Consider the following 12574-nt stretch of genomic DNA (forward strand, 5'->3'; position numbering starts at 1 on the left):
TTGGTATCGCATTTTTACGGATTAATCAGAACGCCTGACGATAGATGGCCAGTGCATCCGCTTCAGTCATTTCTCTTGGGTTATTGACCAGCAGGCGTTGTTGCAGCATTGCGTCCTTGGCCAGTTGCGGCAGCATGTCTTCAGGCACGCCGGCGTCGCGCAGGCGTGTAGGTAGATTGCAGCGCGGACTGAGGTCAGCCAGGGCTGCAACCAGCTGCTTGGTCAGGCTTGCCGCGTTGCCAGGCTTTAGGTCAGCGACCAGCAGCGGCGCCAATTCGGCGTACAGATTTTCTGCGGCCGGCGCATTGAAGCCAATCACCGTGGGTAGCACCAGGGCGTTGGACAAGCCGTGGGGGATATGAAAATGACCGCCCAGGGGATACGCCAGTGCATGCACGGCGGCCACCGGTGCATTGGCAAATGCCTGGCCGGCCAGCAGAGCGCCGAGTAGCATGGCCTGACGGGCTTCGCGGTTACGGCCATTATGAACAGCTTCGTCGAGGTTGGCGGCCAGCAGGCGCAGCGCTTCACGGGCCAGCATGTCGGACAGGGGATTCTTTTTGATCTTGCTGGTGTACGCCTCAATCGCGTGCACCATGGCGTCGATGCCGGTAGCAGCAGTGACAGCAGGGGGCAGGCCCAGGGTCAGGTCAGCATCGAGCAGAGCCATATCCGGCAGCAGAATCGGCGAGACTACGCCCATCTTGGTGGTTTCACCGGTGGTGATGATGGATATCTGGGTGACTTCCGAACCAGTGCCGGCGGTGGTAGGAACCTGAATCAGCGGCAGGCGCTGGCCTTTTGCATTGCCCACACCATAGATATCCTGCAGCTGTTGCTGACAACCTGGATGGGCGAGAAAGGCAACCAGTTTGGCTACGTCCATTGAGCTGCCGCCGCCAAAGCCGATGACCAGGTCGGCGCGCATTGCACGGCCCTGCTCTACGGCTGCCATGACGACAGACTCTGGTGGATCCGCCTGTACGGCATCGAATACTTCTACGGCCATGCCGGCTTTAGCAAAGCCTGGGAGAATGTCATCGAGCATCCCCAATTGGGTAATACCCGGGTCGGTCACGATCATCACACGGGCGGCGCTGCGTTCTTTGCAAAGTTCAGCCAGACGAATGGCCGAGCCGGATTCGCAGAGAATCTGGGCGGTGGTGGCAAACAGGAAGGGAGACATGGGCACCTCGGACAATGAGACAATTTGCGATACTGTATGGGTGCATGCTTTAAGCTGCAAGTCATAAGCGTCATGCGAATCGTAAACCTTGCCCTGCGATGATTCAGGCTCGGCTCTGGCATGAAGGGTTCGCTGTTGAGAGCTTGCTGCTACAGAAACATCTCGAGGAGATCATTGAGAAACAATCGGCCCCGCTCGGTAGGTCGCAGTTGATGGTCCCAGGGTTCGATCAGGCCTTTGCGCAGTGCTGCATCGAGTTGCGGTGTGATCGCTTCAATCGACTGGCCCGTGCGGGACAGATAATGGGAGGTCGCTACGCCGTCATTCAAGCGCAGTGCATTCATCAGAAAGTCGAATGGCAGATCATCGCCGGCGATGTCTTTGCGGCCGGCGCAGTAGTCTTTGCCCGGATCCATGTAGTCCTTGGGTTGCCGGGTTTTCCAGTAGCGCTCAATACGGCCGTCGGGGTAGGTCAGCTTGCCGTGGGCGCCGGCGCCGATACCAAGAAAATCACCGTACTGCCAATAATTAAGATTGTGCCTCGCCCGTCGACCGGGCTGCGCGTAGGCAGAGACTTCGTATTGTGCCAGACCCACCTCAGCCAGTCTGGCTTGACCGGCCTCCTGTATGGCCCAAAGGGTATCTTCTACGGGCAGTATAGGCGGCTTATTGTAGAACACGGTGTTGGGTTCCAGAGTCAGCTGGTACCAGGACAGATGTTCAGGACCCAGTTCAATAGCCTGGTTGATGTCTGCCAGTGCGTCCTCTAGGGATTGACCCGGCAGGCCGTGCATCAGGTCCAGATTGAGATTGTCGAATCCAGCCTTGCGAGCCATGGCAACCGCGGCCAATGCTTCCTGATCGTCATGAATACGGCCCAATGCTTTCAGATGAATCGCATTGAAGCTTTGGATACCGATGGACAGGCGATTAATACCCGCAGCCCGATAACCGGCAAACTTGGCTTGCTCGAAGGTACCGGGATTAGCTTCCAAGGTAATTTCGATATCGCGCGCAAACGTCAAACGGCTGGCCATGGCATCGAGCAGGCGGCCCAGACTCTCTGCGGAAAATAGACTGGGCGTGCCACCGCCGAAAAAGATCGAGGTCAGCTCACGGCCCTGGGCGCTCGGTAGATCCAGTTCCAGATCGGCAATCAGTGCATCGATGTATTCGGCTTCAGGCAGGCCCTGCTCACTGACGTGGGAGTTGAAGTCGCAATAAGGACATTTACGCACGCACCAGGGGATGTGCATATAAGCCGAAAGCGGTGGTAGTTGCAAGCGGCTAGAAGGAGCTGACATGTTACTTTGCCGATTACTCAATTGAGTCCCAGACGTGCTCGCAGCTGCGCCATGGCTTTGGCGCGGTGGCTCAAGCGGTTCTTCTCGGCCGGGCTGAGTTCGGCGCTGGAACAGTTGGCTTCGGGCACCCAGAACAACGGGTCGTAACCGAAACCATGATCACCCCGTGATTCGTTGAGGATGCTGCCGTACCAGACGCCTTCACAGATAATCGGCGTAGGATCATCGGCGTGGAGCATCAGTACCAGAACGGAAATAAAACGCGCACCGCGCTGCTCTGTGGATAGTCCTTCGAGCGCCTGAAGCAGCTTGGCATTGTTTGCCGCATCGCCACCTACACCTGCGTAGCGAGCGGAATAGATGCCGGGCGCGCCGGAGAGTGCGTCGGCGGCGATTCCCGAGTCGTCCGCCAGTGAGGGCAAGCCGGACGCTTTGCAGGCATGGCGCGCCTTGATGATGGCGTTTTCGACGAAACTGAGGCCATCCTCTACCGCTTCCTCGGCCACAAACTCGCTTTGCGGCAGCACGCTGACCGAGTCACCGAGCATCGCCTGCAACTCCTTGAGTTTGCCGGCATTTCCACTGGCCAGAACCAATTGCTGAAAAGGCAGTTTCGCCTCACTCATCGGGGAAAAACTCCTGCTGGAAGCGTAAGGTCTGGGTGACGGCGCCGTTACTGGGTCGGACTTCCACCTCAAAACGCAGCAGCCCGCGTTGGGTAGCCATGTAATTGGCGACAAAGTAGATCGCACCGTCTTCTTCTATCCGGAGGAAATCCAGGGTGGTTCGCTGCCCCAGCAGCGTCGTCACTGTACCGTTGAGCAGGGCATCCATTGCCACGGGCCCTTGCGGCGTCTGCTGCTGCACAGCAATGTTTAATACGCCGTGATTGGGTCCGCGGGTCAATCCGGTATTGGCAGCTATCTCCGGTGGCAGATAGCTGCTGTTAAAGGTGTTGTGGTACACCAGCATGTCGCCGAAGCGCTGGGGGCTGGCTTGTTGGGCGTTAGCCAGCAGAGGTAGTAGTAATAGCATGCTGCAGAGCAGGGCACGGAACATGATGTTTCTCCTATCGGGTAACCCGGTATATGGCGATTTCGCCCAACAGATTCGGCCACAAACCGCTTAGAAAACTGCTGCGGTGGGTCTGGTCAACCACCCGGCGATCAAGGATGCGAATCGAGCGCTCACGGCACAGGTCTTCGAAATCCTTGAAGGTGCAAAAGTGAATGTTAGGCGTGTTGTACCAAGTGTAGGGCATGAACTCCGAGACCGGCATGCGACCCTTTGTACCCAGATATAAACGGCAGCGCCAATGGGCAAAATTAGGGAAGGTCAGTATGGCTTCGCGGCCTATGCGCAGCATCTCTTCCAGTACTTGATCAGGGTAATGCACCGCCTGCAGCGCCTGGGTCATCAACACGCTGTCGAAGGTGTCATCGCCAAAATTGCCCAGGCCAGTATCCAGGTTTTGCTCGATCACGTTAACGCCGCGCTCGATGCAGGCGTTGATTTTCTCTGGATCAATCTCTAGCCCGTAGCCGGTTACCTTGCGGTGGTCGGACAGGTAACGCAGCAGCTCGCCATCGCCACAGCCCAGGTCCAGCAAACGACTGCCAGGTTTTATCCATTCCTGAATGATTTCCAGATCTGCGCGCATACTCATCAGGCCACCTCGATTTGGTTCATGTAGGCCTGGAATGCCTGGACGTAACGGGGAATGGGTAACAAGAAGGCATCGTGGCCTTGTGCTGCTTCTATCTCCAGGTAGCTGACCTGCTTGCCGGCAGCGAACAGGGCATCCACCAGTTCCCGCGAGCGGGCGGGGGAGAAACGCCAGTCGGTGGTAAACGACATCACCATGCACCGGGCCTGGATCGAAGCCATGCTGCTGGCCAGATTGCCACCGTGCGCGCCTGCGGGATCGTAGTAGTCCAGTGCCTTGGTCATCAGCAGATAGGTATTGGCGTCAAAGCGCTCGGAAAATTCCTGACCTTGGTAGCGCAGGTAGCTTTCTACCTGGAACTCGACGCTGGTGAAGTCATAATTGAGGACGTCGGTACGCAGCTCTCGGCCAAACTTCTCGCCCATGGAGTCATCGGACAGGTAGGTGATATGTCCGACCATGCGGGCCAGCATCAAGCCCCGCTTGGGAATAACCCCGAAGGCGGCGTAATCGCCGTTGTGAAAGTCCGGATCATTGATGATTGCCTGGCGCGCGACTTCATTGAAGGCGATATTTTGCGCAGAGAGTTTAGGCGCAGTCGCAATCGCCATGCAGTGACGGATTCGGGTGGGATAATTGATCGCCCATTGCAGCGCCTGCATGCCACCCAGGCTACCGCCAACCACCGCAGCCCAGCAGTCGATCCCCAGTCGATCGGCAAGCAGTGCCTGACTGTTGACCCAGTCGTCAACAGTCAGTACGGGGAAGTGTGCGCCGTATGACTTGCCGGTAGCGGGGTCAATGCTCGAGGGTCCGGTGGAACCGTGACAGCCGCCCAGGTTGTTCAGGCTGACAACAAAGAATCGATTTGTATCAATGGCCTTCCCCGGTCCGATGCACGCATCCCACCAACCCGGCTTGCGTTCATCTTCGCTGTTAAAGCCCGCAGCATGGTGATGTCCCGATAGTGCGTGACAGATAAGTACGGCGTTGCTGCGATTGGCGTTGAGCATCCCATAGGTTTCAAATACCAGTTCGAATTGAGTCAGCGACTTGCCGCATGCCAGCGATAGCGGCTCGGAAAACGCTTCACGCTGGGGTGTCACCAGACCGACTGAGTCAGCGGGGAATCTGGACATGAATAACCTGTTCCTGTGTGGTTTGACGACTGCCAGCCGGAGCCGCTTCAACTATCGAGGCGCCAGTCTAAAGAGCGCTAGTGCCTCACGCAATATATGCCCCATCTGCTATTCCCAACGATTCTGGCAACGTCTGCGGTGCAACGATCAAGACGCGTTTCTGCCGGCTTTGCTGGCCGCTGAGCAGACTGACCTGACGCTTGTTGACGCCAAACTGTTCGGTGAGGAAAGCCAGCAACATCTTGTTGGCCTTGCCGTCTACCGGCGGAGCGCTGATACGTACCTTAAGCCTCTCCCCATGTTGCCCGGCGAAACCGATGGTGCTTGCGCTGGGTTGCAGATGACAATCGAGGATCAGATCGGCGCCGTGCCAGGTGTAAAAAGCCGTCGGGCTGCCTTTTTCAGCGGTCACAGCGCCAGCGTTAGGCCTTGGGGCATACCGGTTGCTGCAGCCATGTTGGCGATCACCAGCATGTCGATCAGACGCAGCGCGATGAAGGCAAATATGGGTGAGAGATCCAGACCGCCCATGGATGGCAGAATGGCGCGGATCGGGGCCATTACCGGCTCGCTCAATTGTTGCACCATTATCGCCGCAGGATTGCCGCTTTGCGGCGCAACCCAGGAGAGGATCACGCTGATGATCAGTGCAAAGAAGAAGATCTTAAGAAATAGGGCTGCGACCGCTATGAACGACCAGACCAGCAAAAAGACGAGGTTTGGCAGGGCAGCGCCCAACAATTTGATGATGACGGCCATTAACGCCATCTGCAGGATCAGCGCCAGCACCAGGGAAGCAAAATCGATGCCGCCAAAACTGGGGACGATACGACGCAATGGCATCAATAGCGGTTTGGTCGCCTTGACGATGAATTGCGAGATCGGGTTATAAAAGTCTGCCTTTACCAACTGCAGAATGAAGCGCATCAGGACGATGACTAGATACAGGCTGCCCAGTGTCTGGATCAGATAAATGGCGGCCATATTCAAATTGTTCATGGGGCCTCCTCAGGCAAATTCCTTGGTCATTTCGGCCGCGCGCGTTGCCGCGGCCTGCATCGCGCGATCTACGATCGCGGGTAGATCATCTCGGGTAAAACTGTTGATTGCCTGCTCGGTTGTGCCGCCGGGAGAGCAGACGCGGCGGCGCAATTCGGCGGCATCGACGTCGCTATGCACGGCCATGTCGGCGGCGCCTAGGGCAGTAAAGAGTGTCAGCCGCTCTGCCGTTTCGCGTGGCAGACCGAGTCGCTCTCCGGCGTCAGTCATGGCTTCCATCATATAGAAAAAGTACGCCGGACCGCTGCCGGACACAGCCGTCACAGCGTCGATCAACTCTTCTTGCTCAAGCCAGAGGCTAATGCCTACCGCGCTGAGGATGCTTTCCGCTTGTTGTTTCTGTGTGTCACTTACGCTGGCGTTGGCAAACAAACCGCTGACGCCCTGACGACGCAAAGACGGCGTATTGGGCATGCAACGCACGATAGCACTGCCGTTGCCTAGCCAGCTTTCCAGACTCGTGCAGTCGATACCTGCAGCGATCGATATAATCAGCTGACCGGGCTTGCGCTCCCCAGGCAGTGCACGGCAAACCGCCTGCATAACCTGCGGCTTCACCGCCAGCAGAAGGACGTCGCATTCGGCCGCCAGCACGGCATTATCCGCGCTGGTACGAATGCTAAATTGCTTGCTGAGACGTTCGCATTGCTCGGGCGTGCGGTCACTGGCAATAATTTGTTCGGGCTTGATGTTCTGCTGCAGCATACCGCCGATCAGGCTTGTGGCCATGTTGCCGGCGCCGATGAAACCGATGATGGGAGCGCTCATGGGGTGTCCTCTGTCGGGTTGTTGGTGGCATTAATAGGGTTGCTGTTGGCGGTCTTGTGGCGCTGGCCGAATAGGGCAGTGCCCACGCGGACCAGCGTCGCGCCTTCCTGAACTGCTTCGTCCATATCGTCGCTCATGCCCATGGACAAGGTATCCAGCGGCAGTGGAATTGTCTCCAGACACTCCCGCAGCTGGCGCAGAGGGATGCGTCGAGCGTCGCTGTCATCGGCAGGGGCGGGGATAGCCATTAACCCGCGTAGGCGCAGCCCCGGCAACGCGGCGACAGCAGCGGCCAGTTCGGCAACGTCTTCGGGGAGTACGCCGGACTTGCTTGTCTCGCGACTGATGTTGACCTGCAGGCAGATGTTCAGTGAACCCATCTCGGCGGGTCGTTGCTCGGACAGGCGCTGGGCTATTTTCAGACGATCCACCCCGTGCACCCAATCAAAATGCTCGGCGATCAGACGTGTCTTGTTTGACTGAATCGGGCCGATAAAATGCCAGACAAGTGGCAGCTCGGCCAGCGCTTTGATTTTTTCCAAGGCTTCCTGCAGGTAGTTTTCGCCAAAATCGCGCAGGCCAGCATTCCAGGCTTCGCGAACCGCACTTTCTGGGCGCGTTTTGCTCACCGCAATCAGAGTGACATCCTCGCCATTGCGGCCCGCGGTCACCGCTGAGCGTGCAATACGTTCACGAACGTTTGCAATATTCTCTGCTATCGTAGACATTACCAAGATTACTACCTAGCCAATATCGGAAAAAGATCTTTAAGCATTCTACATGCTTGCAGGTTGCAATGGGGAACCCAATGGATATAACCGAGCTGTTAGCCTTCAGCGCCAAGCAGGGCGCGTCGGACTTGCACCTGTCGGCAGGATTGCCGCCCATGATTCGAGTCGATGGTGATGTGCGTCGTATCAACGTACCGGCAATGGACCACAAGATGGTGCATGGTCTGATCTACGACATAATGAACGACAAGCAGCGAAAGGATTTCGAAGAGTTTTTGGAAACCGACTTTTCATTTGAAGTGCCCGGTGTAGCCCGCTTCAGGGTTAACGCCTTCAACCAGAACAGGGGCGCCGGTGCGGTATTCCGTACTATTCCCTCCAAGGTTCTGAGCATGGAGGATCTGGGTATGGGGGATGTGTTCAAGAAAATATCCGACGTCCCTCGGGGTCTGGTGCTGGTCACCGGTCCAACTGGATCGGGCAAGTCCACCACGCTGGCGGCTATGCTCGACTACCTGAACTGCACTAAGTATCAGCATGTGTTGACCATCGAAGACCCAATCGAATTCGTGCATGAATCGAAAAAGTGTCTGATCAACCAGCGCGAAGTCCATCGCGATACGTTGGGTTTTGCCGAAGCGCTGCGCTCGGCCCTGCGTGAAGACCCGGATATTATTCTGGTGGGTGAGATGCGTGACCTGGAGACCATCCGTCTGGCACTCACCGCGGCCGAGACTGGTCACCTTGTGTTCGGTACTTTGCACACGACATCGGCGGCCAAGACGATCGACCGTGTTGTTGACGTGTTTCCCGCGGAAGAGAAGTCCATGGTTCGCTCCATGCTGTCCGAGTCCCTGACTGCAGTCATTTCGCAGACGCTGTTGAAAAAAATTGGCGGCGGGCGGGTGGCCGCCCATGAAATCATGATCGGGACCGCGGCCATCCGTAACCTGATTCGTGAAGACAAGGTTGCGCAGATGTACTCCGCAATCCAGACGGGCGGTAACCTGGGCATGCAGACACTCGATATGTGTCTCAAGGGCTTGGTGGCCAAAGGGATCGTTGCCCGGGAAAGCGCCAGAGAAAAGGCCAAGTCGCCAGACGCATTCTGATCGCTGCCGCGATGCTGCGGCAGCATGTCTTAGAAACGTCCTAGACCTGAAACGTCCTAGAAGAGAGATACCATGGAGTTCGAGAAACTGTTACGGCTGATGGTCGAGAAGGGCGCTTCGGACCTTTTCATTACCGCCGGTGTAGCGCCAAGCATGAAAATGAATGGCAAGATTTTACCCGTGACCAAGACGCCGTTATCTCCCGAGCAAACCCGGGAGACCGTGCTGGGTGTGATGACGGAAGCCCAGCGCCGGGAATTTGCTGAGAATCGTGAATGCAACTTTGCGATCAGTGCTCGCGGTATCGGCCGCTTCCGGGTCAGCGCATTTTACCAGCGTAACCTGGTGGGGATGGTCTTGCGCCGCATAGAGATCAATATCCCGACGATGGAAGAGCTGCGCCTACCCGAAATTCTCAAAAAGCTGGCGATGACCAAACGCGGACTGGTGATTTTTGTGGGTGCCACGGGTACTGGCAAGTCCACGTCGTTGGCGTCGATGATCGGTTATCGGAACAAGAATTCCAGCGGCCATATTATTACTATCGAAGACCCGATCGAATTTATTCACCAGCATCAGAATTGTATTGTCACCCAGCGGGAAGTCGGTATCGATACTGATTCATTTGAAGTTGCGCTGAAAAATACACTGCGTCAGGCCCCGGATGTGATCTTGATCGGTGAGGTTCGGACCAAGGAAACCATGGATCACGCCGTGACCTTCGCCGAAACGGGTCACCTCTGTCTGGCCACACTGCACGCAAACAATGCCAACCAGGCGCTGGACCGAATCATCCACTTCTTTCCCACCGAAATGCATCAACAGGTGTGGATGGATCTGTCATTGAACCTGAAAGCGATCGTCGCGCAGCAATTGATTCCGACCCCGGATGGCAAGGGCCGTCGCGCGGCTATCGAGGTGTTACTGAATACGCCTCTGGCTGCGGACATGATCCGCAAGGGCGAGGTGCATGAGCTCAAGCCCCTGATGGCTCGGTCCAACGAGTTGGGGATGCAGACATTCGATCAGGCGCTTTACAGATTATACAGCCAGGGTGAGATAACCTATGAAGACGCGCTGGCTCATGCCGATTCAGCCAACGATCTGCGCCTGCTGATCAAGCTGGGGCTGGAAAGTGACGGTAAAACGCTAATGATGGGAAGCAAGAACGACTTTGCTCTGGAAGGCAACGACGATGACCATCGGCGCTGATTAAGCGCCAGTCTTTGACTGCAGCCTGATCCCACTTTGAGGGGCTGTAGCCTTCTGAGTGCGTTGCCTCAAGCCAAGCAGCAGTATCGGGCAGTACCCGACCCCCGCACCTAATCAAGCCGGGCCTTCTTTAGGCTTGGTATACCAGTTTGCCATTAAAGACAGTGTGAGTGACCTTGCAGGGCACTCCCTGGCCAATGAAGGGGCAGTTTGCGCCCTTGGAAATCCAGTTTTGACCGATCAGACTGGCTGCCACTGGGTCAAATAATACAATATCCGCTGCTGCGCCAAGGCCGAGCGTGCCGGCAGGCAGTCCGAACGCGCTGGCGGGTCCACAGGTGAGCCGCGACAACAGTGCCGGTAGCTCCAACAGACCATCGGCCACCAGCGTCATGGCCAAAGGCAGTAGCACCTCGATGCTGCTGATGCCAGTTGCTGAGGCGGCAAAGGGTACACGTTTTGCCTCTTGCTCGTGGGGCTGATGGTGTGAGGAAATGGCCTGCACCACGCCACTTTGTAATGCCTGGCGCAACGCATGTCGATCAGTTTTACTGCGCAAGGGTGGTAATACGTGCAGAAGGCTGGAAAATCCTTCCAGGTCTTCATCGCATAACAACAACTGATACATCGCAACGTCAGCTGTTACCCGCAGTCCGCGAGCCTGGGCATTGGCGAGCATGTCCATGGCACGGGCACTACTCAGGCCGCTGAAGTGCGCCTGTACACCGGTCTGTTCGACCAGCAGCAAGTCGCGGGCCAGGGCGATGGTTTCAGCTGTTTCGGGAATGCCAATCAGTCCCATGCGAGTGGCGGTAGGGCCCTCATGGGCGCTGCCGCCCTCTGCCATTTCCGGATCCTGGGGCATGAACACAACGGGCACATCGAAACCCGCCGCGTATTCAAGGGCCCGGCGTAGGATTCGGTTACTTTTCATGGGTGCGAGACCTTGGGTAAAGGCTACGCAGCCAACATCACGCAAGGCCACCAGCTCACTCAGGTGTTCGCCACCCAACCCGTGGGTCAAGGCACCAAAGGGGAACACCCGAGCGTGCCCGGCGCGCTCGCAGCGCTCAAGAATCAGCTCGGCGACTGCCGGGGTATCCAGTACGGGCAATGTGTCTGGCAGGCTGCACAGGCTGGTGACGCCACCGGCTGCGGCAGCACGGGTTTCGCTGTCGATTGTGCCTTTGCGGGTGCGCCCGGGTTCGCGCAGGCTGACGTTCAGATCAACCAGGCCGGGACTGGCGATCAGGCCTCGAGCATCGATATGCTGCTGGGCCTGAAAGCCCTCCGGAGCGACACCGATGGCTACGATTAGACCATCGGCGATGTGCAGGTCAGTAAGTTGGTCGAGCTGATTGGCCGGATCGATGACCCGTGCGCCTTCAATCGTCAATCGCATGCTTGGCCTCCTGGTTGAACTGGCGCTGGGCGTTTTGGCCAGCCATGGCCATCGACATCACGGCCATGCGTACGGCGATTCCGTAGGTGACTTGATTGAGGATCACTGACTGGGGCCCGTCGGCGACTTCGGATTCGATTTCAACGCCGCGATTGATGGGTCCCGGGTGCATGACCAGGGCATCTGGCTTGGCCAATGCGAGGGTTTCGCGAGTCAGGCCGTAGAGTCGATAAAATTCCCCCTCGCTGGGCAGCAGGCCACTTTGCATGCGTTCCTTCTGAAGCCGCAGCATGATAACCACGTCAACGTCGCGTAGTCCGACACGCAAGTCGTTGAATACACGCACACCGTATTGCTCTATACCCGCCGGTAGCAGAGTACGCGGGGCGATTACCCGGATGTCGGGGCAGCCCAGAGTATGCAGTGCTTGCATGTTCGAGCGAGCAACACGCGAATGCAGGACGTCGCCCACAATGGCTACAGACAGGTCCCCGAAGCCACCGGCATGGCGGCGGATGGTCAGCATATCAAGCATGGCCTGGGTCGGATGGGAGTGATTGCCGTCACCGGCGTTGATGATTGCCACGTCCGGACACACTTGCTGGGCAATGAAATGGGCTGCGCCTGAGTCGCCATGGCGTACCACGAACATGTCGGCCGCCATGGCTTCGAGATTGCGCAGCGTGTCGTAGAGTGTCTCACCCTTGCTGGTCGAGGAGGTCTGAATATTGAGGTTCAGTACGTCGGCAGACAGACGCTTGGCTGCCAGCTCGAAGGTGGTGCGGGTGCGTGTCGAGTTCTCGAAGAAAACGTTGCATACCGTTTTACCGCGCAGCAGAGGCACCTTTTTGACTGCTCTCTCGCCCACTTCAAGAAACGAGTCGGCAGTATCCAACAGCTCGGTCAACAATTCTCTGGACAGACCTTCTATAGTCAGAAAATGGCGCAACTGACCCTGATGGTTAAGTTGCAGATGGCTGGGTATCAGGCTCATT

Annotated in this window: 14 protein-coding genes; 2 read left to right on the forward strand and 12 right to left on the reverse strand. The window is 57.2% G+C overall.

Annotated features, from left to right (window positions below; all coding sequences use genetic code 11):
• Positions 1 to 25 precede the first annotated feature (25 nt).
• The 10 genes from ACJAXR_RS12040 to ACJAXR_RS12085 form a co-directional block, all read right to left on the reverse strand.
• The gene (locus tag ACJAXR_RS12040; RefSeq protein WP_415058519.1) at positions 26 to 1186 is read right to left on the reverse strand and encodes an iron-containing alcohol dehydrogenase; all 1161 of its coding nucleotides are present in this window, start codon (positions 1184 to 1186) and stop codon (positions 26 to 28) included.
• 149 nt (positions 1187 to 1335) lie between these two features.
• Positions 1336 to 2490 carry a radical SAM family heme chaperone HemW gene (gene hemW, locus ACJAXR_RS12045; protein ID WP_415058520.1) on the reverse strand — a complete coding sequence of 385 codons (1155 nt, stop codon included), beginning with the start codon at positions 2488 to 2490 and terminating at the stop codon, positions 1336 to 1338.
• A gap of 17 nt (positions 2491 to 2507) precedes the next feature.
• Positions 2508 to 3116: an RdgB/HAM1 family non-canonical purine NTP pyrophosphatase gene (gene rdgB / locus ACJAXR_RS12050; protein WP_415058521.1), complete on the reverse strand. Its 609-nt coding sequence runs from the start codon at positions 3114 to 3116 to the stop codon at positions 2508 to 2510.
• Positions 3109 to 3549, reverse strand: coding sequence for a DUF4426 domain-containing protein (locus ACJAXR_RS12055; RefSeq protein ID WP_415058522.1), 441 nt, complete (start codon positions 3547 to 3549; stop codon positions 3109 to 3111). Before ACJAXR_RS12055 ends, rdgB begins: the two co-directional genes overlap by 8 nt.
• 10 nt (positions 3550 to 3559) lie before the next feature.
• Positions 3560 to 4150, reverse strand: a complete 591-nt coding sequence (metW, locus tag ACJAXR_RS12060; protein ID WP_415058604.1) for a methionine biosynthesis protein MetW — start codon at positions 4148 to 4150, stop codon at positions 3560 to 3562.
• 5 nt (positions 4151 to 4155) lie between these two features.
• Positions 4156 to 5295, reverse strand: coding sequence for a homoserine O-succinyltransferase MetX (metX, locus tag ACJAXR_RS12065; RefSeq protein WP_415058523.1), 1140 nt, complete (start codon positions 5293 to 5295; stop codon positions 4156 to 4158).
• A gap of 85 nt (positions 5296 to 5380) precedes the next feature.
• A complete protein-coding gene (locus ACJAXR_RS12070; protein WP_415058524.1) occupies positions 5381 to 5707 on the reverse strand; it encodes a DUF167 family protein in 327 nt (108 codons plus the stop codon).
• Positions 5704 to 6294: a YggT family protein gene (locus ACJAXR_RS12075; protein ID WP_415058525.1), complete on the reverse strand. Its 591-nt coding sequence runs from the start codon at positions 6292 to 6294 to the stop codon at positions 5704 to 5706. The genes ACJAXR_RS12070 and ACJAXR_RS12075 overlap by 4 nt, the downstream gene beginning before the upstream one ends.
• Positions 6295 to 6303: 9 nt before the next feature.
• A complete protein-coding gene (gene proC / locus ACJAXR_RS12080) occupies positions 6304 to 7122 on the reverse strand; it encodes a pyrroline-5-carboxylate reductase (RefSeq protein ID WP_415058526.1) in 819 nt (272 codons plus the stop codon).
• Positions 7119 to 7850, reverse strand: coding sequence for a YggS family pyridoxal phosphate-dependent enzyme (locus tag ACJAXR_RS12085; protein ID WP_415058527.1), 732 nt, complete (start codon positions 7848 to 7850; stop codon positions 7119 to 7121). Before ACJAXR_RS12085 ends, proC begins: the two co-directional genes overlap by 4 nt.
• A gap of 80 nt (positions 7851 to 7930) precedes the next feature.
• Here ACJAXR_RS12085 and ACJAXR_RS12090 point away from each other — a divergent pair, with 80 nt between their 5' ends.
• Both ACJAXR_RS12090 and ACJAXR_RS12095 read left to right on the forward strand, forming a co-directional pair.
• The gene (locus ACJAXR_RS12090) at positions 7931 to 8965 is read left to right on the forward strand and encodes a type IV pilus twitching motility protein PilT (protein ID WP_415058528.1); all 1035 of its coding nucleotides are present in this window, start codon (positions 7931 to 7933) and stop codon (positions 8963 to 8965) included.
• A 72-nt stretch (positions 8966 to 9037) separates the two neighbouring features.
• Positions 9038 to 10177 (forward strand): PilT/PilU family type 4a pilus ATPase, encoded by a 1140-nt coding sequence (locus ACJAXR_RS12095; protein WP_415058529.1) that lies wholly within the window; start codon positions 9038 to 9040, stop codon positions 10175 to 10177.
• A gap of 130 nt (positions 10178 to 10307) precedes the next feature.
• Here ACJAXR_RS12095 and ACJAXR_RS12100 read toward each other — a convergent pair whose 3' ends face one another.
• Both ACJAXR_RS12100 and ACJAXR_RS12105 read right to left on the reverse strand, forming a co-directional pair.
• A complete protein-coding gene (locus ACJAXR_RS12100) occupies positions 10308 to 11579 on the reverse strand; it encodes a dihydroorotase (RefSeq protein WP_415058530.1) in 1272 nt (423 codons plus the stop codon).
• Positions 11563 to 12573, reverse strand: coding sequence for an aspartate carbamoyltransferase catalytic subunit (locus tag ACJAXR_RS12105; RefSeq protein ID WP_415058531.1), 1011 nt, complete (start codon positions 12571 to 12573; stop codon positions 11563 to 11565). Before ACJAXR_RS12105 ends, ACJAXR_RS12100 begins: the two co-directional genes overlap by 17 nt.
• Position 12574: the final 1 nt, after the last annotated feature.

The organism is Halopseudomonas sp. (genome assembly GCF_047631575.1).
Lineage (GTDB): Bacteria > Pseudomonadota > Gammaproteobacteria > Pseudomonadales > Pseudomonadaceae > Halopseudomonas.